The sequence below is a fragment of the Pseudarthrobacter sp. NPDC059871 genome, assembly GCF_042731175.1.
In the GTDB taxonomy this organism is placed as follows: Bacteria; Actinomycetota; Actinomycetes; order Actinomycetales; family Micrococcaceae; genus Arthrobacter.
Genome location: NZ_JBHWJV010000002.1, coordinates 463,021 through 484,865, shown reverse-complemented (window position 1 = coordinate 484,865; position 21,845 = coordinate 463,021). Strand labels below are relative to the sequence as shown.

Here is a 21,845-nt window from a genome sequence, read left to right as displayed (position 1 = left end):
CGGTAAGGGGCAGTTCAGGGGCCGTCCGTGAGCGCCTCTTCGAGCCGGTCCACCTTGGCCGTCAGCTCACCCGAATAGCCGGGCCGGATATCGGCCTTGATCACCAGGGAAACGCGGCTGCCGTACAGCCCCACAGCTTCGGTGGCCCGTTTGACGACATCGAACACCTCGTCCCATTCGCCCTCGATGGTGGTGAACATCGAATCGGTTTTGTTGGGCAGGCCTGAGTCGCGGACGATCTTTACCGCGGCAGCAACGGCGTCGTGCACGGAGGCGTCGCCGGGGCGTGAACCTTCCGCGGGAGTACCTGACGGGGCGACTGAAAAGGCAAGGAGCATGGGGCAAGTCTGCCACTGCACGCCACCGGGCAAAATCCGCCCTGGCGGGGCCGCCGTCACAATAAGCTGCTACCCCTCAGTAACGGTGAAGGGTGAGTGCTCCGTTGCTAACCTTTTCGCATGAGCCTCGCAGTCGCCCGCAAGCCCCTCCGCGCCGACGCAGCGCGGAATGTGGACAAGATCATCACCGCGGCGCGGCTGTGCTTCCGGGAGTTCGGCCCCGAGGTTCCGCTGCAGACCATTGCTGCCACCGCCGGCGTTGGGCCGGCCACTCTTTTCCGGAATTTTGCCGACAAGGAAGAACTTGTCCTGGCCGCACTGAACCGCCAGCTGCGGATCGCGGTGGACCCCGTGGTTGACGGCGCCCTGGCGGACATTGATGCGGCCAACGGGCTGTTCCGGGTGCTGGAGTCCCTCATGGACGCCGCCAGCGCTGACGCCAACCTGCTCGGTGCCGTGGCCGGGCGCCGCGAGCTCCTGACCGGCATCACGGGATCCCTCATGGATTCCCTCAGCGTCCTGCTGGTCCGCGGGCAGGGCCAAGGCAGCCTGCGGCAGGACATCTCCATGACGGACATGTTCCGCCTCCTGGCCATGCTGATTTCCGTGGTGGACACCATGGAGCCCGGATCTGACGCCTGGCGGCGGCCATTGGCGCTGGTGGAGGACGCCATCAGGTCCACTCGCCCGGCTCGTCCGCTGCCCGCCCATGTGCCGGTACCGGCCACCGCAACAGCTCAGTAGCCGGGCAACCTGCGGAACTGACGGCCGGGCCTGAAGGGCTGGCGGCCGGTTCCGTGCCCGAAGGTCTGGACCGCACCGAACGGGACGCCGCGGGCGGCGCACCTGCCCACGGACCATTGTGGGGGTTCCCGCTGGTGCCCTAGACTGCATTCAGGGTTACGCAGCCAGCCTCAGATCTTCCTTCTTGGAGCGACCCATGAAGCATCTCCCCGCGCATTCGGCGCACAGAAGCAGCATCCCATGAACACTCACCAGCTCTTTTCTTTCCTGAGCGATCCCCGCGATCCCGAAGAAGTCCTGGCTGCCTTGCCCGCCGAAGATCTGGCCGGCCTGCTGGACCTTCTGTTCCAGGAACTCGACACAGTTGAACCTGCCTTCGGCGCACAGGCCTGGTACGACCTTGCCCTCGAAGAGAGCAACCGTCGGAGCGTTTCGCCGGACGGGGCGGCACACGGCGTGGCGTAGCCGCCCCCGCCCGTCCGGCCGCTAGGCCCCTTCTTTATCCCGTTGACCTGAACCTGGATCCACTGCTGCAGCTGTGCCTGCCTCTACTGTGCCTGCATCAGATGCAGTGCCAGCTGCGTCTTCATCAGGTGCAGCGCCAGTTGCACCGGCTTCGGTTTCCGGAGCTTCGCTGTACTCGTTGGGGACGTGGTCCCTGGCCTCAAGGAGATGCTGCTGCAGCTTCTCTTCGGCGTCCCGGCGGCGGCGGGCGGTGTCCCGTAATTCCCTGGTGGCTTCCGAGCCGCGGGGTGACTTGTCGTTCATCGAGGGTCCTCCTTCTGGCGGCGCCAGGCGTAGGTTTCCGCCGCCCGCCGTGTGGCGGGCGGCATGCTTACGGTCCACTGCAGACGGTTGCGGCGGGCGGCGGGGCCGCTATCCCGCGGCGGCATCCGCGCGGCGCCGGATTTCCCGGTGGACGGCGGCATGTAGCGCCGGGACCGGTGAGCCGGGTTGCAGGTCCAGTCCGTTCATTAGGCTGCCTGCCAGTAACTCCAGGTCTGCGGCAGGGACATCGGACAGCCCGGCGAACCGGGTGATGAAGTGTTTGGCCGGGAGACCGGCCCGGCGCCGGGGGTTCTTGCGGTGGGATCTGCCGGCTCTTTCGCCGGCGTGCTGCTGATTTTCCATGGTGGCCGTTCACAAGTAATCCAACGGCCAACTGCATAGCCGAGACTATGGTACCGCCGGTCCCGCCCATTTCCTGTGAGCCAGATCACGTCAATTCCAGCCGGCCATCCTGAGTATGGCGGCGGTGCCGGCTCCAACAATGACCACCAGCAGGAAGGGCGCCCGCAGTGCCAGGGCGATGGCTGCCGCGGCAAGCGCTCCCAGCCGGGCGTCTGCGGCAAGTGCCTGTCCTGTGGCCGCGGCGTTCACCACGGTCAGGGAGGCGAGCAGTCCGATGGTCATGGTGCCGGCGATCCGGGACATGCGGGGGTTTTCCAGGAACCGGGCGGGAACGAAGTAGCCCACCAGCTTCCAGGCGTAGGCCAGCACGCAGGACACGAGGATCCAGAACCAGAGATTCATCGGCCGGCCTCCGCGGCGTCGCCGTGCCCCTGCCGGTGGCCGGCGTACGGTTCTACATCGGGTTCGAGGCCCTCATCGCTGCGGCCGTGGCTGAACCAGCCGATCAGGGCCGCCACCAGCGCGGCCACCAGGATGGGCACTCCCGCGGGAACGAACGGCACGGCCAGCACCGTGGCTACGGCGCAGACGGCCGCGATGGCCACCGGTTCCCGGCCCTTCAGGCGCGGCCAGAGCAACGCCAGGAAGGCGGCCACCGCGGCGCCGTCGAGCCCCCACTGCTTAGGGTCGCCGAGTCCGCTGCCGGCCAACGCGCCTACCGCAGTGAAGAGGTTCCAGAGCACGTAGATGCCGATGCCGGCCGCCCAGAAGCCCCGGCGTTGCTCGGCAGGATCAGCCTGGCCGGTGCTCGTGGCCGTGGACTCGTCAATGGTCAGCTGGGCGCCAACGTATTTGCGCCACCCTTCCGGCCGTAGGAGGGCATTGAGTTGCATGCCGTAGATCCCGTTGCGCATGCCCAGCAGGGTGGCGGCACTCATGGCGGCAATGCCGGAACCGCCGCCACCCACCACGCCGATGAACGCGAACTGGGAGCCGCCGCTGAACAGCAGCAGGCTCAGGGCCATGGTCTGCCAGAAATCCAGGCCGGAGGTGACGGACAGGGCACCGAAGGACACGCCATAAAGGCCGGTGGCGATACTGATGGAGATCCCCACCCGTATGGCGGGGGACGCCGTCAGCTTCACCGCCGGCCGTCCGGGCCAGTGTTGCGGAGGCTCCAGGCCCAGGCGATGAGGGGTGCCTGCAGCGGCAGGCGGACCGTGTGGATCCGCCGCTGGAGCGGCGTCCCTTCCGGGCCGTAGGCCCGCCGGAGCGCGTCAACGTGGCCGGCGAGGAACGCCGTGAACATCGCGGCCACTGCCGTGGCGGTGACCTTGCGGGTAGCCGGGATGAGGAGCCCCACGGCGGCCGCGGCCTCGATCAGGCCGGACGCGGCGATCCATTCCTCGCGTGAGAGGACAGCAAAGGGTCCGTTGGCGCCGGTGGGCACGGTGCCGGGGGCGGGGTCTTCACGGCAGAGGTAGTCGGGAACCACCTGGCGATAGAAACCGGGGCTTCGGAAGTGCTTGCCGGCGCTGGCCAGGAGCAGGGCGCTCATCGCAGCAGCGGACAGGTTTCGTGCAGCCCGGCCGGAGCTGGGGAAAGGCATGGCTCCACTCAATCACAGCGCGGGCAGCCGCAGAAACCACTGCGTACCCCCTCGTTATGGGGCTACCGTTGGGCGGCCACCGTCAATGGGCGCCACCCGGATGCTCAGTCCCCGCCCGGCATCCATTCCATGGCAGAGCTGCCGTAGGGCGGTGGCGGGCCAGGGTAGTCCAGCGGCTGCCCCTCCACCAGCAGCGGAGGACCGACGTACCGCAGCTCGCCGTACGAGCTGGCAACGGTGCGGTACTCCGGCGACGGCAGTGCCTGCAGTCCTTGCGGGTTCGGTGGAAGCCTGAAGAGTTCCTCCGCTGTCCGGGCGAGTGAGAGTCGGGCCGATCCACCGGCGCCGCTTTCCTGCCGCCGGGCGAGGAGGGTTACCGCCGCGGCTGCTGCCCCGTAGCCGGTGGCGTGGTCCAGGGCCTGGACCGGCAGGGCACCCGGGCGCCATCCGGCGTCGTCCGTCGTTCCGTACAGGTGGGCGACCCCGCTGGCGGCCTGGACGATGCTGTCGAAGCCGCGCAAACCGCTCCACGGCCCGTCAGTCCCCCAGCTGTTCAGCGTGACCACCGCAAGGTCCGGCCGGGTGGACAGCAGCGACGCCGCGTCAAGGCCGAAGCGGTCCAGGGAGCCGCTGCGGTAGCCGGTGACCACGACGTCGGCCCCGGCAACCAGGCGTTCCAGCGCGGCGCGGGTTTCGGGTAGGCCGAGGTGGGCCACGGCGCTGCGTTTGCCGAAGGCGGTGTCCACGAACTGGTCGGAAAGTTCGGGCAGCGCCGGCGGGTCGATCCGGAGTACGTCGGCTCCCAGGGCCGCCAGCAGCCGCGTGGACACCGGGCCCGCGATCACACGGGTGAGGTCCAGAACCCGCACTCCCGCCAGCGGCCGCCGCGGATTTCCGCCAGGCTGCGGGATGTCCCGGCGGCCGCTGCCCGGCGTGGCAGCACCGGCAGCCGGGCCGTCCTGAACCTGCGGGTCAAGGACGATCCACGGTCCGGCAGCCGCTGCCCGGCCCATGTCCGTGGCCTGCCACTCGGCCCGGGTCCGGACAGCGGCCGCCACCGCGCCCCGCGACTGGATGGCGGACTCTGCCTCGAGGGAATCCATGCCGCGCAGGGCAGCTTCGGCGTCCTCCGCCGTCGTGGCCTCCAGGGCCTGCAGGAGGCGCTGCCGGTGGTGCGGGTAGTTGGCATGCAGCCGGATCCAGCCGTCCCGGGTGCGGCGGAACCCGGAGAGCGGAGCAAATCCCTGCAAGGGGCGGCCGGCGATCCTCAGGTGCCCCGAGGAGTCGAAAGCCGCGGCGGTCAGTTCCGGGCCGGCGGTGTACCTGCCGGGCGCTCCCGTGTACCGGTCCAACGCGGCGGCAGCGGCACCCACCGCCGCCAGGGCGAGGCCTTCTACATCAAGCGGCCCGCCCCACCAGTTGCGCAGGCCCGCTGCATCCGCCGGCGCCACTGTTACCGTCCCTGAGAGGGGGCCACCTGCAGCTGCGAGAGCACCCGGGCCGGGACATTCGTGGTGACTTCCTGGATCCCCAGCTCCCGGCACAGCGCAACGTCCTCCGCAGAATCCACGGTCCACACCCGGAAGCGCCGCCCGGCCTCCAGCCACTGCCGGATGGTGTCCGGGCGTTCACGGACGTAGTCGATGCCCGGCCCTGCAAGCCCCACCAGGCCGGCGTCGAGGATCCGTTCGCCCTCCAGCTGGGTGGCCTTCATGAGGTTGGCGACGGCACCGCCGGTGATCAGGCCAAGGCCCAGGCCGCCGCGGATTTCATGGACCGTGAGGTCGTCCACCAGCTGGCAGATGTACTGCGCGGGGACGGATTGCAGCAGGTGGCGGACCGAATCCGGGCTGAAGCTCATGAACGTCACCGCCACGTTGTCCACCGTGGAGCTTCCGGGATCCCAGCCTTCGCTGCGCAGGACCTCCAGCACGCGGTCCTCAAGTTTGAGCTGGTAGGGGCTGGGGTGTTTGAGCTCGATGGCCAGCTTCACCGGCCGGCCCGCGCCGCGGAGGACGTCCATGAGTTCGGGGAGCGTGAGGAGCTGCTCGGACCGTGCGCCGTAGGTTTCCGGGATGCGGGCGCCCTTCCAGGAGGAGAAGTCCAGCTGCCGCAGTTCGCGGAGGGTCCGCTCGGCCACCGGGCCGGTGCCGTCCGAGGTACGGTCCAGGTTGGCATCATGCAGCAGGACCACATGCTGGTCGCGGGTGAGGTGGACGTCGCACTCCACGCCGTCAGCACCGTCTGCCAGCGCCTGCAGGTAGGCGGCGCGGGTGTGCTCGGCGAAGGCGGCGCTCGAGCCGCGGTGGGCGAAGACCAGCGGCCGCTGCGCCGGCACGTCCGGAGTGGTCCTGTTCAGAGTGGTGCCGTTCAGAGTGGTTCCCTCAGATGCGGTCCCGTTTGCTGCGGTCCTGCCGCGTGTCGGCTCGTCAGGTGTCATGGGGACACGGTAGCCGACCCGGTCCGGTCAGCGGGGCTAGGCTTGGCACATGCAGGTGAACTCTGAGCCAACTGCCCGGGAATCCCCTCCCCGCACCGGTCCTCCGGTGCCCGAAGGCGCGAAACCGCGGGCCGCCGTCGTCGGCCATCAACTCAGCGCGGGAGACGCCGAAAAGGCGGCAGCGCTGCGGAAAATGAAGATGCTGGCGCTGAGCCTGCTCATCGCCATGGCCGTGGTCTTCGTTTTCGCGTTTGCGCTGCAGGAGGAGTATCCGTGGCTGCAGTACGTGCGCGCCGCGGCGGAAGGCGGCATGGTGGGTGCGCTGGCTGACTGGTTCGCCGTCACCGCGCTGTTCAAGTACCCCATGGGCATCAAGATCCCGCACACCGCCATCATTCCGCGCCGGAAAGATCAGATCGGCGCGTCCCTGGGCGAGTTCGTGGAGACCAACTTCCTCTCCGAGCAGGTGGTCCAGGACAAGCTGGCCAGCGTAAATATTGCCCGCCGCGCCGGCGAATGGCTCGCCGCGCCGGGCGGCGCGGACCGGGTGGCCAAGGAAGGTGCGGCGGTCATCCGGGGCGCCTTCAAGGTCCTGAACGACGACGACGTCCAGGCGGTCATCGAGGGCATGGTCCGCAAGCACCTGCTCACGCCGCCGTGGGGACCGCCGGTGGGCAGGCTCGCGGAGCGGATCTTCCACGACGGGCACCACCACACCCTGGTGGACCTGCTGGTGGACCGCGCCGCCGACTGGGTGGACGAGAACCACGAGACTGTCTCGCGGCTGGTGTCCGACCGCTCCCCCACCTGGGTCCCCCAGTTCGTGGATGGCCTGGTGGGCGACAAGGTTTACGTTGAGATCCTCAAGTTCGCCCGTGCTGTGCAGTCGGACCCCAACCACCAGGTGCGGCAACAGATCGACAAGTACCTCAACGACCTGGCGCAGGACCTGCAGCACGACCCCAAGATGATTGCGCGCGCCGAGGACGTCAAGGCCCAGGTCCTGGGCGATCCCGAGGTCCGGGAGCTGGCCTCGCGGACGTGGGGCACCGTCAAGAACGCCCTGCTCGGCGCCGTGGACGATCCGGACAGCGAACTGACGGTCAAGTTCAAGGCGGCCGTCCGCGACTTCGGTTCGCGGCTGGTCAACGATCCCGAGCTCGCCGGCAAGGTCAACACCTGGATCGGCGACGCCGCCGGCTACCTGGTGAAGACGTACCGGTCAGATATTGCCGGGGTCATCACTGATACTGTGGCGCGCTGGGATGCGGAAGAGACCTCCCAGAAGATCGAACTCCAGGTGGGCAAGGACCTGCAGTTCATCCGGATCAACGGCACCGTGGTGGGCTCGCTGGCCGGGCTGCTGATCTTCACGGTGGCGCACCTGATCTTCGGCTGAGCGCCGGGCAGGGTCCCGGTGAGCGCCGGCCGGGTCAGGCGAAGGACTCCAGGCTGACGCCCGCGGCTTCCAGGCCTGCCCGGACACCGGCCGCCATTTCCACGGCGCCGGGGGTGTCTCCGTGGATGCACAAAGAGTCGGGCCGGACCTGGACCAGCGTCCCGTCGGTGGCCACGACTTCGCCCTTGGTGGCCAGCCGGACGGCCCGCTCAACGATCGCGTCGACGTCGTGCAGCACGGCGCCCTCCTCGGACCGCGGCACCAGCGTCCCGTCAGCCCGGTAGGCGCGGTCCACAAAGGCTTCAACGAACACCGGGTGTCCGGCTTCCTGTGCCTGCTTGAGCAGCTCGGAACCGGGGAGGCCCAGGATCGGCAGCCCGGGGTCGTAGGCGTTGACGGCCGCCACCACGGCGGAGGCCTGCTCGGCGTCGTGTACCAAACGGTTGTAGAGCGCCCCGTGCGGCTTCACGTAGTCCACCGACGCACCTACGGCGTGGGCCACGCCGTCGAGCGCGCCCAGCTGGTACAGCACGTCGCCGAAGAGCTCATCGAAACTCGTGTCCAGGGACCGCCGGCCGAAGCCCGCCAGGTCCCGGTAGCCCACGTGCGCGCCGACGGTGACGTCCAGTTCGTAGGCCGCACGGCAACTGTCCAGCATGGTGACGGGATCTCCGGCATGGAAACCGCAGGCCACGTTGGCGCTGGTGACCAGCTGGAACATCCGGGCGTCATCGCCCATGGTCCACGAGCCGAATGATTCGCCGAGGTCAGCGTTGAGATCCAAAAGTGTTGCCTTCCAGCTGGTTGTCCGTGGTCCCGGCTGGCGTGAGCTCGCCGGGCAGGCTGTCCGGCATGGGTCCAAACGCCTCCTTGGCGTTGGCCACCACCGCACGGCCCATCACGAGGTTACCGGCTCCGCCCACCACGGCGCCGATCCCGAACGGGAGGGCCCGGCCCAGAAGCGCGGTCCCCTGGCGTTTGAGGAGGTTCTTGAGGAAGGCCCTCTGGATGCGGTTACGGATGGTGCTGAAGCCCGGCATCGGCATCGACTTGGAGAGCACGCTGCCCCACTGCTTGGTGGCTCCAGCGCCGTTGCCGGCTATTTGTCCGCTGAGGGTGCCCAGCAGGGCCGTGCCTTCCTCGCCCAGCATGATGGCCATGACCATGGTGCTGGCCTTCTCCGGGTTGGTCAGGCGGATGCCGTGGAGTTCTGCGAGGGAGGTGGCGTACAGGGCGGTTGCTTCGAGGAAGCCCACTGTGGCGGCCGCCGAGAGTCCCAGCGACGCGACGGTCCCCACTCCGGGAACGACGGCGGTGGCCCCCACGATTGCGCCGCCGCCGGTGACGGCACGGAGGTAGTCGCGCTCCAGGATGCCGGCCAGCTGGGCTGCCGTGGCCCGGGGGTGCTTCTTCTGCAGCCGGCGGATATAGGCCAGCACCAGCGGGCGCTGGATCTCCACGGCTTTGAGGAGCATGTTGTGGACTCCGGGCTTGGGCTTGCCGTCCTTGTCGAAGACTGCGTTGTGGGCAGTTTCCTGGGCGATCCGTACTGCTGGGTTGCTGCGCTTAGCCATGGTCACCTTCGTTTCACGTCGAGCTGCAGCGGGTGGCTGCCGTGCTTCTCCATCCTAGATGCAGAAACACTAAGCATGCTGAACTTCGACGACGGCGCCCCTGCATCTCGCCGTCCAGACAGCACTGCGGCGGGACCCGGCGTGGGTCCCGCCGCAGCGTTGCAATCAGGAGCTTATTCGCTGATCCGTACCTTGAGGGTCCGGATTCGCGAAGAAGCCTAGGAGCGGGAGCCCCGGGCAGTTTCCTCCTGGGCGGACTTTTCACGGTCCAGGCCGCCGGCCGCCGCCTGTTCATCGGCGCGCAGCTCGGCGCGGAAGACCTCGAAGCGGGCAAGGTGGGCTGGACGGCGGCGGAGGATGGCCCAGGCCACGCCGAGGACGAGGAACCAGATGGGGGTCACCAGCAGGGCCGCCAGGGTGTCCGGCTGGGTGGTCAGGGCCCAGAGGACGAACGCGAAGAACGCGTAAACCACCCACACCACGGGGATGCCGCCGGGCATCTTGAACTTCGATGCGTCATGCAGATGCGGGCGGCGCTTGCGGAAGGCGATGTAGCTGGCCAGGATGACCGACCAGACAAAGATGAAGCAGACGGCAGAGACGGTGGTCACCATCTCGAATGCCTTGCCAACGTCCTGGCCGGCGTACATGAGCACGACGCCGGAGAGCAGCAGTACGCAGGAGAGGAACAGCGCGTTGCTGGGCACCTTCCTCGAGGACAGCCGGCTGAAGATGCCCGGGGCGTCACCCTCCTGCGCGAGGCCGAACACCATGCGCGAGGTGGAGTAGATGCCGGAGTTGGCCGAGGACATGGCGGAGGTCAGGACCACCAGGTTGACCACTGTGGCTGCAGCGCCCAGCCCGGCGAGCGAGAACATGCCGATGAAGGGGCTGTGGCCGGCCGCGAACTGGGTCCACGGGGTGACGGCCATGAGGATGATCAGGGCGCCCACGTAGAAGAGCAGTACACGCACGGGAATGGCGTTAATGGCCTTGGGCAGCGTCCGCTCCGGGTTCTTGGCTTCGGCGGCAGTGGTGCCCACCAGTTCGATGCCGACGAAGGCGAACACGGCGATCTGGAAGCCGGCCACGAAGCCCATGAACTCATTGGGGAAGAATCCGCCGTGGCTCCAGAGGTTGGTGAAGCTGGCGGTTCCGGCGTCGCTCTGGAATCCGGTGAAGATCATGAAGAGGCCCACGATGATCAGCGCCGCGATGGCAATGATCTTGATGAGGGCGAACCAGAATTCGGTCTCGCCGAAGGCCTTGACGGTGGCGAGGTTCAGCAGCAGCAGGATGGCCACGGTGGCAAGCCCCGGGATCCAGAGCGGCAGTCCGGGCCAGAGTTCCTTGGAGTAGCCCGCAATGGCGATGACGTCAGCGATGCCGGTAATCACCCAGCAGAACCAGTACGTCCAGCCGGTGAAGAACCCTGCCCACGGCCCCAGGAGGTCGGCCGCGAAGTCGCTGAAGGACTTGTAGTTCAGGTTGCTCAGGAGCAATTCGCCCATGGCGCGCATGACGAAGAAGAGCATGAACCCGATGATCATGTACACGAAGATCACGGACGGGCCGGCCGCGGAGATGGTCTTGCCGGAGCCCATGAAGAGGCCGGTGCCGATGGCACCGCCAATGGCAATGAGCTGGATGTGCCGGTTGGTGAGCTGCCGCTCCAGGTGGGGAGGCTCGCTGCGGGCGGCGCTGCCCGCAGGAGGGTTATTGCGGGGCGGCTCGCCGTTGGACGTGGGGGGATGAATCGCCATGGGGAACTCCATCGATAAAGCGGCATTTTGGGTGCCGCAGAAGTTGGGTTCCTCCCCGCTCTGTAGTGAACCTGAGAGTTTCCACGGCCCAAGCCGCTTGCACCGCCGGTGAGCCGGAACGGGTCCGGCTGCTTTCCAGAGTTGCCTGTCCGCGGCGGTACATGGGCCTGAGAGTTTCCTGGGGAGGGTTTGCTCCTACGGCGCCTGCTAAATGTACCCGGCAGGACTCTCCCGCCGCAGGTCGAAGGCATGTTCAATTAGGTGTGCTCAGCGGCCACACCCTTCCGGGGCAACGTTGGCCCGGGCTGCTCCGATGAGCTGAGCCAGCCGGACACGGTGCTGATCACCGGACCCAGTGTGGTGCGGGTCACGATCGAATGTCAAACCCCATTTTTCCGCCGCCGCAACAAGGCGGCTGCCGCCCATCGTGTGACAATCGGATTTGTTTTCCTTTCAACCAACCTGTACGGTGTGAGGCGAATCACCCACAGTTGAATAGCCTTTCGAGCTGTGACGGGAGAGTCCTCCCGGCACCACCGGGCAGGCGCCGTAGGAGCAAATCCTCCCCAGGAATCTCTCAGGCCCCCGTACCGTCACGGCGAGGCAACTCTGGAAAGTAACCCGGTTTCGGCCAGGTTCACCGACGGTGCAAGCGAACCCGCCACGCAGGGTTCCGCGGAATCTCTCAGGTCCAATACAGAGCGGGGAGGAACCCATCCCATGCCGTGCCACCCTGGCCGGCCAGACCTGGAGTTCCTCATGACGATTCAATCCCTTCCAACCTCGTTCGTTGACCGCCATATCGGCGCGCGCCGGCAGGCCGACGTCGACACCATGCTCAAGGCAGTGGGCTACGACAGCGTTGACGGCCTGGTGGACGTGGCTGTTCCGGCATCGATCCGCCAGGAAACGGCACTGAAGCTGCAGGACGCCCTCAGCGAGGTTGAGGTCCTGACCGAGCTGCGCCGGCTGGCGGGCAAGAACAAGACCGCCGTGCAGATGATCGGCCAGGGCTACTACGACACCATCACCCCGGCCGTGATCCGCCGCAACATCCTTGAGGCGCCGGCCTGGTACACCGCCTACACGCCGTACCAGCCCGAGATCTCGCAGGGCCGGCTGGAGGCGCTGCTGAACTTCCAGACCATGGTCCAGGACCTCACCGCCCTTCCCGTGGCCAATGCATCACTCCTCGATGAAGCCACTGCCGTGGCCGAGGCTGTGCTGCTGATGCGCCGGGCGAACAAAAATAAGGACGCCAAGGACGGCAAGACAGTCCTTGATGCCGACTGTCTCCCGCAGACCATCGCCATCGTGCTGGGCCGCGCCGAAGCGCTCGGCTTCGAGGTGGAGGTTGCTGACCTCTCCGCAGGCCTGCCTGAAGGTGCCATCAACGGCATCGTGCTCCAGCAGCCGGGCGTGTCCGGCCGGGTGTGGGACCAGAGCGCCGTTATCGCCGAGGCCAAGGAGCGCGGTGCGCTGGTCACAGTGGCCGCTGACCTGCTCGCGCTGACGCTGATCACTCCTCCGGGCGAGCAGGGTGCGGACATCGCCGTCGGCTCCACCCAGCGTTTCGGCGTGCCGCTGTTCTTCGGCGGTCCGCACGCGGCTTACATGGCTGTGCAGAAGGGCATGGAACGCACCCTCCCCGGCAGGATCGTGGGTGTCTCCAAGGACAACGCGGGCGCTCCCGCCTACCGCCTGGCCCTGCAGACCCGCGAGCAGCACATCCGCCGTGAGAAGGCCACGTCCAACATCTGCACCGCCCAGGCGCTGCTGGCCATCGTGTCCTCTTTCTACGCCGTTTACCACGGCCCGGACGGACTGAAGGCCATCGCAGAAACCGCCCACCAGAACGCCAGGATCCTGGCCACGGCGCTCACCGCCATGGGCCGCGAACTGGTCACCGACTCCTTCTTCGACACCCTCACCGTGCGCGTGCCGGGCAAGGCCGCCAAGGTCATCAACGCCGCCGAAGCGCGCGGCATCAACCTTCGCTTCGTCAACGCTGACACGGTGGGCATTTCCATCGATGAGACCACGACGGCGGCAACGCTGTCCGCGGTGGCCGTCGCCTTTGGTGCCGGCCCGGTAGGCGACGCCCAGGGTTTCGAGCTGCACGACTCCGTGCTGCGCACCTCCGGTTACCTGGAGCACCCGGTCTTCAACACGCACCGGTCCGAAACCCAGCTGCTGCGTTACATCCGCAAACTCTCGGACCGCGACCTGGCCCTGGACCGCACCATGATCCCGCTGGGGTCGTGCACCATGAAGCTGAACGCCACCGCCGAGATGGAGGCCATTTCCTGGCCGGAGTTCGCCTCCATCCACCCGTTCGCCCCGGATTCCCAGACCGAGGGCTGGCGTGAGCTGATCACCGGCCTCGAGGCTGACCTGACCGAAATCACCGGGTACGACCAGGTGTCCATCCAGCCCAACGCCGGTTCCCAGGGCGAACTCGCCGGCCTGCTGGCGATCCGGGGCTACCACCACTCCCGGGGTGATCAGCAGCGCAACGTCTGCCTGATCCCCGCTTCGGCGCACGGCACCAACGCCGCCTCCGCAGTCCTGGCCGGCATGAAGGTGGTGGTGGTCGCCACCGCCCCGGACGGCACCATCGACCACGCCGACCTGTCCGCCAAGATCGAGGCGAACCGGGACGCCCTGTCCTGCATCATGATCACCTACCCGTCCACCCACGGCGTCTACGACGGCGACGTCACCGAAGTCTGCGACGCGGTCCACGCCGCAGGCGGACAGGTGTACGTGGACGGCGCCAACCTCAACGCCCTGGTGGGCCTGGCGCAGCCGGGCAAGTTCGGCGGCGACGTCTCGCACCTGAACCTGCACAAGACGTTCTGTATCCCGCACGGCGGCGGCGGGCCCGGCGTCGGCCCGGTCGCGGCCAAGGCTCACCTGGCGCCGTTCATGCCGGGCGATGCGAACAAAGCCGCGCATGAGGAGGGCCACGGCGTGGCGATTTCGGCGTCCCGGTTCGGCTCTGCCGGTGTGCTGCCGATCTCCTGGGCGTACGTGAAGCTGATGGGCGGTACGGGACTGACCGAGGCCACCAAGTCCGCGCTGCTGGCCGCGAACTATGTCGCTGCCCGGCTGAACGAGTTCTACCCGGTGCTCTACACCGGCGAAGGCGGGCTCGTGGCCCACGAGTGCATCCTGGACCTGCGCGAACTCACCGCCCGCACCGGCGTCACTGCTGAGGACGTGGCCAAGCGCCTGATCGACTTCGGCTTCCACGCCCCCACCCTGGCCTTCCCGGTGGCCGGGACCCTGATGGTGGAGCCCACCGAGTCCGAGGACCTCGCCGAGATCGACCGCTTCATCGACGCGATGACCACCATCCACGCCGAGATCGAGCAGGTAGCAGCGGGCGACTTCTCCCTGGAGGCATCGCCGGTGCGCAACGCACCGCACACGGCGTCCGCCGTCGTCAGCTCCGAATGGGACCGTGCCTACCCGCGAGAGCAGGCCGCGTTCCCCGTCGCTTCCCTGCGGCAGGACAAGTACTTCCCGCCCGTGGGACGCATCGACGGCGCAGCCGGCGACCGCAACCTGGTCTGCTCCTGCCCTCCGCTTTCCGACTTCGAGAACTAAGGACTTCCCATGACTGAGAATTACACCGCTCTCTACGAGCAGCACAAGAAAGCCGGCGCCTCCTTCACCGACTTCGGCGGCTGGCAGATGCCCCTCAAGTACGATTCCGAACTCGCCGAGCACCACGCCGTGCGCAACGCTGCCGGCCTGTTCGACCTCTCCCACATGGGTGAAGTGTGGGTCACCGGCCCGGAAGCTGCAGCATTCCTGGACTACGCCCTGGCAGGCAAGCTGTCAGCCATCGCGGTGGGCAAGGCGAAGTACTCGCTGATCTGCGACACCGACGGCGGCATCATCGATGACCTGATCACGTACCGCCTCCCCGCGGCTGCGGACGGAACAGCCAAATATCTGGTAGTCCCGAACGCAGGCAACGCCAAGGTAGTGGCCCAGGCCCTGCAGGAACGCGCCGCCGGCTTCGACGTCACCGTGCAGGACGCCTCCGCCGAGACTTCCCTGATCGCCGTCCAGGGCCCCGCCGCCGAGGCCATCCTGCTGGCGCTCGTCCCGGCCGACCAGCACTCCCTGGTGACTGAGCTGAAGTACTACGCCGCCGTCGAGGTGGGCGTCACGGTCAACGGCTCCGTCCGGGACCTGCTGGTGGCCCGCACCGGCTACACCGGCGAAGACGGCTTCGAGATCTACATCGGCAACCTGGAGGCAGCCGCCCTGTGGGAGGCCCTGCTCACGGCCGGGGAAGGTTCCGGCCTCATCCCTGCAGGCCTCGCCGCCCGCGACTCGCTCCGCCTCGAAGCCGGCATGCCGCTCTACGGCAACGAACTCTCCCGCCGCGTCAACGCCTACGCCGCCGGGCTGGGGCCGGTCGTGGCCCTGGCCAAGGAAAGCGACTTTGTGGGCAAGGAGGCCCTGGCAGCTATCAAGGCCGCCGGCGTCGGGTCCACCGTGGGCCAGAAGCTCGTGGGCCTCAAGGGCACCGGGCGCCGCGCCGCCCGCGGCCACTACCCGGTCCTCAAGGGCGGCTCCCTCATCGGCGAAGTCACCTCGGGCCAGCCCTCCCCCACCCTCGGCTACCCCGTGGCAATGGCCTACATCGACGTCGAATTCGCCGAAGTTGGCACCCTCGTCGACGTTGATCTCCGCGGCAAGCCCGAACGCTTCGAAGTAGTGGCACTGCCGTTCTACAAGCGCACCCGCTAAAGCCCGCGGGGCCGCTCACTTGTGGCGGCTATTTGCCCAACGCCCGCTCACTCTTCGAACACGAACCAAAGGAAATAAACAATGAGCAAAGTTGCAGCTGAACTGAAGTACTCCGCCGAGCATGAGTGGATTGCTGTTGACGGGTCCGGCCCTGCCGGGATCGGTATCTCCGCCGTCGCCGCCGATGCGCTGGGCGACATCGTGTACGTGGACCTGCCCGAGGTTGGCTCCATCGTGACCGCCGGCGAAACCTGCGGCGAGGTGGAATCCACCAAGTCCGTTTCGGATCTCTACTCCCCCGTCACTGGAGAGGTCACCGAGATCAACGACGGCGTGGTGTCCGACCCCGCCCTTATCAACAGCGACCCGTACGGGGCCGGCTGGCTGTTCAAGGTGTCCGTCACCGAGGAAGGCCCGCTGCTGTCCGCCGCAGAATACGCCGCAGCGAACGGCGGCGAGCTGTGAGCGCGGCTGCCGGCGCGGCTGTCACTGAGACGGTTGCCTTCCACCAGGTTGAATCGCCCAGCCTGAACGCGGACCTGTCCGTCCTGGACCCGGAGATCGCGGCCAAGATCGACGACGAACTGGGCCGCCAGCGCGACGGCCTGGAAATGATTGCTTCCGAAAACCACACCGCCGCCGCCGTCATGCAGGCGCAGGGCTCGGTGCTGACCAACAAGTACGCCGAAGGCTACCCGGGCAAGCGCTACTACGGCGGCTGCGAACACGTGGACGTCATCGAACAGCTCGCCATCGACCGGCTCAAGGCTTTGTTCGGCGCCGAATTCGCCAACGTGCAGCCGCACTCCGGCGCACAGGCCAACGCTTCGGTGATGCACGCGCTGATCAAGCCCGGCGACACCATCATGGGCCTGAACCTCGCCCACGGCGGACACCTGACCCACGGCATGAAGATCAACTTCTCCGGAAAGCTCTACAACGTGGTGCCGTACCAGGTCCGCGAAGACACCCACACTATCGATATGGCAGAGGTGGAGCGCCTGGCGCTGGAAACCAAGCCGCAGCTGATCGTTGCCGGCTGGTCCGCATACGCACGCCAGCTGGACTTCGCCGAATTCCGCCGGATCGCCGACCTGGTAGGCGCCTACCTGATGGTGGACATGGCCCACTTCGCCGGCCTCGTCGCGGCGGGCCTGCACCCCAGCCCGGTACCGCACGCACACGTCACCACCTCAACCACGCACAAGACCCTCGCCGGTCCGCGCGGCGGCATCATCCTGTCGAACGACGCCGACATCGCCAAGAAGATCAACTCGGCTGTGTTCCCGGGCCAGCAGGGCGGACCGCTGGAGCACGTCATCGCCGGCAAGGCCGTGGCATTCAAGATCGCCGCCTCGGCGGAGTTCAAGGAACGGCAGGAACGCGTCCTCGCCGGCTCCCGGATCCTTGCCGAGCGCCTGGTCCAGCCGGACGTCACCGCCAAGGGCATCAACGTGATCTCCGGCGGCACGGACGTGCACCTGGTCCTGGTTGACCTCCGCAACTGCGAGCTCAACGGCCAGCAAGCCGAAGACCGCCTGGCCGCGATTGACATCACCGTCAACCGCAATGCCGTGCCCTTCGACCCGCGCCCGCCGATGGTCACCTCCGGCCTGCGCATCGGCACCCCGGCTTTGGCGACCCGCGGATTCGGCGAAGCCGCCTTCCGCGAAGTTGCGGACATCATCGCCGAAGCATTGACGGCCGACGCCGACGCAGACCTTTCCAGCCTGCGTCACCGCGTCGAAGCACTCGCCGCAGCCCACCCGCTCTACCCGGGCGTCGCACCGCTGTCCTGATCGCCTGATCGCCTGATCGCCTTTGCCCGGTGGGACTGGCATCCTCCGCGTGCTCGGTGGTCGCCCTCGGGACCGGCTGACCGGACATTTTCACGCGTGCTGGCTCGTTCCTCGCCTCTGACGCACGCTTTCGAAAAGTCCGGCTCCGCCGGCCCCTCGTGGGCAGGTCGCCTTGGTGACTTGCCCACGGAGTGGGTGGGGCATCCGGCAGCGTGCGTCTAAGGGAGCGTCACGTCCGCTTAGCGGGCGTCTTCGCGACCGAGCACGCGGAGGATGTCCTGCCCGCTCCACCCCAACCACCTGTTTAGTTAGGAAACCCCGTCATGGCTGTTGGTGTTTTTGATCTGTTTTCGATCGGTATTGGGCCGTCGAGTTCTCATACTGTGGGGCCGATGCGGGCTGCTGCGGTGTTTGCGGAGGAGTTGAGGGGTGCCGGGGTGTTGTCCCGGGTGGCTTCGTTGCGGGTGGATCTGTATGGGTCGTTGGCGGCGACGGGGCATGGGCACGGGACGATGACGGCGGTCCTGCTGGGCTTGGAGGGGTATCACCCCGAAAAGATTCTGCCGGCGGAGGTGGAGGAGCGGCTGGCTGCGATCGCTGAGACCGGGACGCTGCACCTGGCCGGGGCCGGGGGCGGGGAGGGCGTGAAGCTGCCGTATGGGGTGAAGGACATGGTGTTGCGTCCGTTGACGGTGTTGCCGCGGCACACGAACGGGATGACGTTCACCGTCTCGGACGAGCACGGTGCGGAACTGCACCGTGCCACGTTTTTCTCCGTGGGCGGCGGGTTCATTGTCCGTGAGGGTGAAGAGGACGCCGCGCAGCAGGAGTTGGAGGAGTCCAAGAAGGAGCTGCCGTTGCCGTTCCGGACCGCCGCGGAGCTCCTGGGCCATTGCGCCGGCACCGGGTTGGGGATCAGCGACGTGATGCTGGTCAACGAGAAGTCTTCCCGGACCGAGGAGGAGATCCGGGCGGGGCTGCTGCACATCTGGTCCGTGATGGAGGCGTGCGTGGCGACCTCGCTGAAGCGTGATGGGGTGTTGCCGGGCGGGTTGAAGGTCCGCCGCCGCGCCCCGGACTGGTTCGACCGGTTGAAGAAGGAATGCGCCCGCCCGGGGGTGGACAGCCAGGACCTGGACTTCACGGACCAGGATTTCCATGACCCCAGGTATTGGCAGGAGTGGGTGAACCTGGTGGCCCTGGCCGTGAACGAGGAGAACGCTTCCGGCGGGAGGGTGGTCACCGCCCCCACGAACGGGGCGGCCGGGATCATTCCCGCGGTCCTGTACTACGCCCTGCATTTCGCCCCGGGCATGGACCAGGCCACGCAGGAAGACCGCGACGGCGTGGTGGCCAGGTTCCTGCTCGCCGCCGGCGCCGTGGGGGTGCTCTACAAAGAACAGGCGTCCATTTCGGGTGCGGAGGTGGGCTGCCAGGGCGAGGTGGGCTCGGCGTCGTCGATGGCGGCGGCGGGCCTTGCCGAGGTCATGGGCGGCACCCCGGCGCAGGTGGAGAACGCCGCGGAAATCGCGATGGAACACAACCTGGGCCTGACGTGTGATCCGATCGGCGGTTTGGTGCAGGTTCCCTGCATCGAACGGAACGCGATCGCCGCGGCCAAGGCCATCAACGCGGCGAAAATGGCGCTCTGGGGCGACGGCACCCACCGGGTCTCCCTCGACGAAGTCATCATCACCATGCGCGAAACCGGCAAGGACATGTCCTCCAAATACAAAGAAACCGCCATGGGCGGCCTCGCCGTCAACGTCGTCGAATGCTGATCCAGGGTTTCGACGAGCTCAACCAACGCCGCCCCGACGGCACACCCAGCACAAACAAAGGAAATCGATCATGACATTGGCACCCGAAGGCCGGAAGTTGCTGCGGATCGAGCAGCGCAACGCGGCCACCCCGGTGGAACGTAAACCGGAATGGATCAAGGCCAAAGTCCAGATGGGCCCGGAGTTCGTCCAGCTCAAGAACCTGGTCAAAAAAGAAGGCCTGCACACCGTCTGCGAAGAAGCCGGCTGCCCCAACATCTTCGAATGCTGGGAAGACAAGGAAGCCACCTTCCTCATCGGCGGCTCTGAATGCACCCGCCGCTGCGACTTCTGCCAGATCGACACCGGCAAACCCTCCCCCGTGGACAGGTTCGAACCCACCAAAGTGGCCCGCTCCGTCCAATCCATGCAGCTCCGCTACGCCACCGTCACCGGCGTGGCCCGCGACGACCTCGAAGATGAAGGCGTCTGGCTCTACGCCGAAACCGTCCGCAAAATCCACGAACTGAACCCCGGCACCGGCGTCGAACTCCTCATCCCCGACTTCTCCGGCAACCCCGACCACATCGCCGCGATCTGCGACTCCGCCCCCGAAGTCTTCGCCCACAACGTCGAAACCGTCCCCCGGATCTTCAAAAGGATCCGCCCCGCATTCCGCTACGAACGCTCCCTCGACGTCATCACCCAAGGCCGGAACCTCGGCATGGTCACCAAATCCAACCTCATCCTCGGCATGGGCGAAACCCGCGAGGAAATCTCCGAAGCCCTCCGCGACCTCCACGCCGCCGGCTGCGACCTGATCACCATCACCCAATACCTCCGCCCCTCCGAACGCCACCTCCCCGTGGACCGCTGGGTCAAACCCCAGGAATTCGTCGACCTCCAGCACGAAGCCGAAGAAATCGGCTTCCTCGGCGTCATGTCCGGCCCCCTGGTCCGCTCCTCCTACCGCGCCGGCCGCCTCTGGGCCACCGCCATGCGCAAAAAAGGCCGCGACATCCCCGCCGAACTCGCCCACATCGCCGACGGCATTCAGGACTCCGGCACCACCCGCCAGGAAGCCGCCACCCTCCTGGCCGGCTAGATTCCACCAGGAACGCTTGGGCAATGTCCGGGGCTGACAGGCACCGGACATTGCCCATGGGCGGCCGGCCTGATGCTGATTGGGGGGCATCGGGCCGGCCGCCGTCCGGGGCCTAAACTGTGGCTTATGCCTGCCCCCAAAGCCTTGCGCCCGTTCATCCACCGCGAGTACCGGGTGCTGATTGCAGCGCTGGCCATATCGATCTTCGGTTCCGGCATGTGGGCCGTCGCCATGGTCTACCAGGTGATCCACCTGGGCGGCGGTCCCCTGGAGCTCTCGCTGGTGGCCGCCGCCGGAAGCGTGGGACTGGTGGCCTTCGTCCTGGCCGGCGGGATCGCGGCGGACAGGGTCCCGCAGCGGCGCCTGATCATCGCCGTCGAGTGCGCCAACCTGGCAGTCATCGCCGCGGTAAGCGGCCTGGCCATGGCTGGCTGGCTGCAACTGTGGCATGTGGCTGCGGGTGCGTTCGTGCTGGGCGTTGGCGCGGCCTTCTTCTTCCCTGCCTACTCCGCGATCCTGCCGCGCATTCTTCCGGCTGAGGACCTGCTGGCCGCCAACGGCATGGAGGGGACCATGCGCCCCGTGCTGCAGCAGGCTGCGGGACCGGCGGTAGCCGGCATCCTGGTGGCAGCCCTCTCGCCGTCGCATGCGGTGACCGGGGTGGCTGCGTGCCACCTGCTGGCCTTCATTGTCCTGAACTTCCTGGGCCAGCATGCCCTGGCCACATCCCCCAAAGGGGCCGGCCACGATGATGCACACCGGAAGTCGTCCTTCGTCCAGGACCTGCGCGAAGGAGTCAGCTACACCATCAGGACCCCATGGCTGCTCTGGACGCTGATCTGGGCCTGTATTTCAGTGCTGTTCCTGATCGGCCCCATCGAAGTCCTGCTGCCATTCCTGGTGCGGGACCAACTGGGCGGGGATTCGAGCATGTTCGGCTTCATGCTGGCGGTCATGGGGGTGGGCGCAGCCCTGGGCTCCCTGGTGACGGCGTCACTCCGCCTGCCCCGCCGCTACCTCACGGTGATGATGGTGTCCTGGGGCGTGGGCAGCCTGCCGATTGCCGCCGTCGGCCTCATGGACAACTTCTGGCTGATCGCCGCAGCTCTGTTTATCTGGGGCGCCACCGGGAGCGTGGGCATGGTCATCTGGGGCACGCTGCTCCAGCGCCGAGTTCCGTCCCACCTGCTGGGCCGCATTTCCAGCCTGGACTTTTTCGTGTCCCTGGCGCTGATGCCGGTGTCCATGGCGCTGGCCGGGCCAGCGGCTGAGGTGCTGCCCATCTGGCTGATTTTCCTGGTGGCGGGCTTGGTCTGCCCCGTCATGGCCGTCATCGCATCCGCCGCCGCCAGGATGCCCCGCGACGAATTGGCCCACCCGCTGGACGCGGCGCCCGAAGCCGCCGTGTCCTGA

21 protein-coding genes and 2 riboswitches are annotated in these 21,845 nt (G+C 67.3%); of the genes, 10 read left to right on the top strand and 11 right to left on the bottom strand.

All coding sequences use genetic code 11. The features are described from left to right. Positions 1–14: 14 nt before the first annotated feature. On the bottom strand, positions 15–338 hold the full coding sequence (locus ACFV4R_RS05005) for an MTH1187 family thiamine-binding protein (RefSeq protein WP_377201321.1): 324 nt from the start codon (positions 336–338) through the stop codon (positions 15–17). 120 nt (positions 339–458) lie between these two features. On the opposite strand from ACFV4R_RS05005, the gene ACFV4R_RS05000 reads away from it, so the two are divergent. Together ACFV4R_RS05000 and ACFV4R_RS04995 are read left to right on the top strand one after the other, a co-directional pair. Continuing rightward, complete coding sequence (locus ACFV4R_RS05000; RefSeq protein WP_377201320.1) at positions 459–1,082, top strand: TetR/AcrR family transcriptional regulator; 624 nt, start codon at positions 459–461, stop codon at positions 1,080–1,082. 240 nt (positions 1,083–1,322) lie between these two features. Beyond that, positions 1,323–1,547, top strand: coding sequence for a hypothetical protein (locus tag ACFV4R_RS04995; protein WP_377201319.1), 225 nt, complete (start codon positions 1,323–1,325; stop codon positions 1,545–1,547). A 21-nt stretch (positions 1,548–1,568) separates the two neighbouring features. Here the strand turns inward: ACFV4R_RS04995 and ACFV4R_RS04990 are convergent, their stop codons facing one another. From ACFV4R_RS04990 to ACFV4R_RS04960, 7 genes are all read right to left on the bottom strand, one after another. After that, entirely contained in the window at positions 1,569–1,850 is a 282-nt protein-coding gene (locus tag ACFV4R_RS04990) for a hypothetical protein (protein ID WP_377201318.1), read from the bottom strand. Between the two features lie 108 nt (positions 1,851–1,958). Then, positions 1,959–2,213 (bottom strand): hypothetical protein, encoded by a 255-nt coding sequence (locus ACFV4R_RS04985; protein WP_377201317.1) that lies wholly within the window; start codon positions 2,211–2,213, stop codon positions 1,959–1,961. A 90-nt stretch (positions 2,214–2,303) separates the two neighbouring features. Continuing rightward, positions 2,304–2,615, bottom strand: coding sequence for an AzlD domain-containing protein (locus ACFV4R_RS04980; RefSeq protein ID WP_377201316.1), 312 nt, complete (start codon positions 2,613–2,615; stop codon positions 2,304–2,306). Next, complete coding sequence (locus tag ACFV4R_RS04975) at positions 2,612–3,358, bottom strand: AzlC family ABC transporter permease (RefSeq protein ID WP_377201315.1); 747 nt, start codon at positions 3,356–3,358, stop codon at positions 2,612–2,614. Before ACFV4R_RS04975 ends, ACFV4R_RS04980 begins: the two co-directional genes overlap by 4 nt. After that, positions 3,355–3,822, bottom strand: a complete 468-nt coding sequence (locus ACFV4R_RS04970) for a hypothetical protein (RefSeq protein ID WP_377201314.1) — start codon at positions 3,820–3,822, stop codon at positions 3,355–3,357. Before ACFV4R_RS04970 ends, ACFV4R_RS04975 begins: the two co-directional genes overlap by 4 nt. 104 nt (positions 3,823–3,926) lie before the next feature. Further along, positions 3,927–5,273 carry a CoA transferase gene (locus tag ACFV4R_RS04965; protein ID WP_377201313.1) on the bottom strand — a complete coding sequence of 449 codons (1,347 nt, stop codon included), beginning with the start codon at positions 5,271–5,273 and terminating at the stop codon, positions 3,927–3,929. 2 nt (positions 5,274–5,275) lie between these two features. Further along, positions 5,276–6,262, bottom strand: coding sequence for a glycerophosphodiester phosphodiesterase (locus ACFV4R_RS04960; RefSeq protein WP_377201312.1), 987 nt, complete (start codon positions 6,260–6,262; stop codon positions 5,276–5,278). Between the two features lie 49 nt (positions 6,263–6,311). Between ACFV4R_RS04960 and ACFV4R_RS04955 the strand changes: the two genes are divergently transcribed. Further along, entirely contained in the window at positions 6,312–7,661 is a 1,350-nt protein-coding gene (locus tag ACFV4R_RS04955; RefSeq protein ID WP_377201311.1) for a DUF445 domain-containing protein, read from the top strand. A 34-nt stretch (positions 7,662–7,695) separates the two neighbouring features. Here the strand turns inward: ACFV4R_RS04955 and ACFV4R_RS04950 are convergent, their stop codons facing one another. The 3 genes from ACFV4R_RS04950 to cycA form a co-directional block, all read right to left on the bottom strand. Beyond that, a complete protein-coding gene (locus ACFV4R_RS04950; protein WP_377201310.1) occupies positions 7,696–8,445 on the bottom strand; it encodes a LamB/YcsF family protein in 750 nt (249 codons plus the stop codon). After that, positions 8,429–9,235 (bottom strand): hypothetical protein, encoded by an 807-nt coding sequence (locus tag ACFV4R_RS04945; RefSeq protein ID WP_377201309.1) that lies wholly within the window; start codon positions 9,233–9,235, stop codon positions 8,429–8,431. Before ACFV4R_RS04945 ends, ACFV4R_RS04950 begins: the two co-directional genes overlap by 17 nt. 218 nt (positions 9,236–9,453) lie before the next feature. Then, the gene (gene cycA, locus ACFV4R_RS04940; RefSeq protein WP_377201308.1) at positions 9,454–10,998 is read right to left on the bottom strand and encodes a D-serine/D-alanine/glycine transporter; all 1,545 of its coding nucleotides are present in this window, start codon (positions 10,996–10,998) and stop codon (positions 9,454–9,456) included. A 145-nt stretch (positions 10,999–11,143) separates the two neighbouring features. Continuing rightward, a riboswitch (glycine riboswitch) is annotated at positions 11,144–11,242 on the bottom strand. Between the two features lie 260 nt (positions 11,243–11,502). Then, positions 11,503–11,601, top strand: a riboswitch (glycine riboswitch). 156 nt (positions 11,602–11,757) lie between these two features. Between cycA and gcvP the strand changes: the two genes are divergently transcribed. The 7 genes from gcvP to ACFV4R_RS04905 all read left to right on the top strand — a co-directional run bounded on the left by gcvP (position 11,758) and on the right by ACFV4R_RS04905 (position 21,845). Next, the gene (gene gcvP / locus ACFV4R_RS04935; RefSeq protein WP_377201307.1) at positions 11,758–14,610 is read left to right on the top strand and encodes an aminomethyl-transferring glycine dehydrogenase; all 2,853 of its coding nucleotides are present in this window, start codon (positions 11,758–11,760) and stop codon (positions 14,608–14,610) included. Between the two features lie 9 nt (positions 14,611–14,619). Continuing rightward, the gene (gene gcvT / locus ACFV4R_RS04930; protein ID WP_377201306.1) at positions 14,620–15,768 is read left to right on the top strand and encodes a glycine cleavage system aminomethyltransferase GcvT; all 1,149 of its coding nucleotides are present in this window, start codon (positions 14,620–14,622) and stop codon (positions 15,766–15,768) included. Between the two features lie 81 nt (positions 15,769–15,849). Beyond that, entirely contained in the window at positions 15,850–16,233 is a 384-nt protein-coding gene (gene gcvH, locus ACFV4R_RS04925; protein WP_056080113.1) for a glycine cleavage system protein GcvH, read from the top strand. After that, the gene (gene glyA, locus ACFV4R_RS04920) at positions 16,230–17,567 is read left to right on the top strand and encodes a serine hydroxymethyltransferase (RefSeq protein ID WP_377201305.1); all 1,338 of its coding nucleotides are present in this window, start codon (positions 16,230–16,232) and stop codon (positions 17,565–17,567) included. The genes gcvH and glyA overlap by 4 nt, the downstream gene beginning before the upstream one ends. Before the next feature lie 323 nt (positions 17,568–17,890). Further along, positions 17,891–19,348, top strand: coding sequence for an L-serine ammonia-lyase (locus tag ACFV4R_RS04915; RefSeq protein WP_377201304.1), 1,458 nt, complete (start codon positions 17,891–17,893; stop codon positions 19,346–19,348). A gap of 70 nt (positions 19,349–19,418) precedes the next feature. After that, positions 19,419–20,432 (top strand): lipoyl synthase, encoded by a 1,014-nt coding sequence (gene lipA, locus ACFV4R_RS04910; RefSeq protein ID WP_377201303.1) that lies wholly within the window; start codon positions 19,419–19,421, stop codon positions 20,430–20,432. A gap of 126 nt (positions 20,433–20,558) precedes the next feature. Beyond that, complete coding sequence (locus ACFV4R_RS04905; RefSeq protein ID WP_377201302.1) at positions 20,559–21,845, top strand: MFS transporter; 1,287 nt, start codon at positions 20,559–20,561, stop codon at positions 21,843–21,845.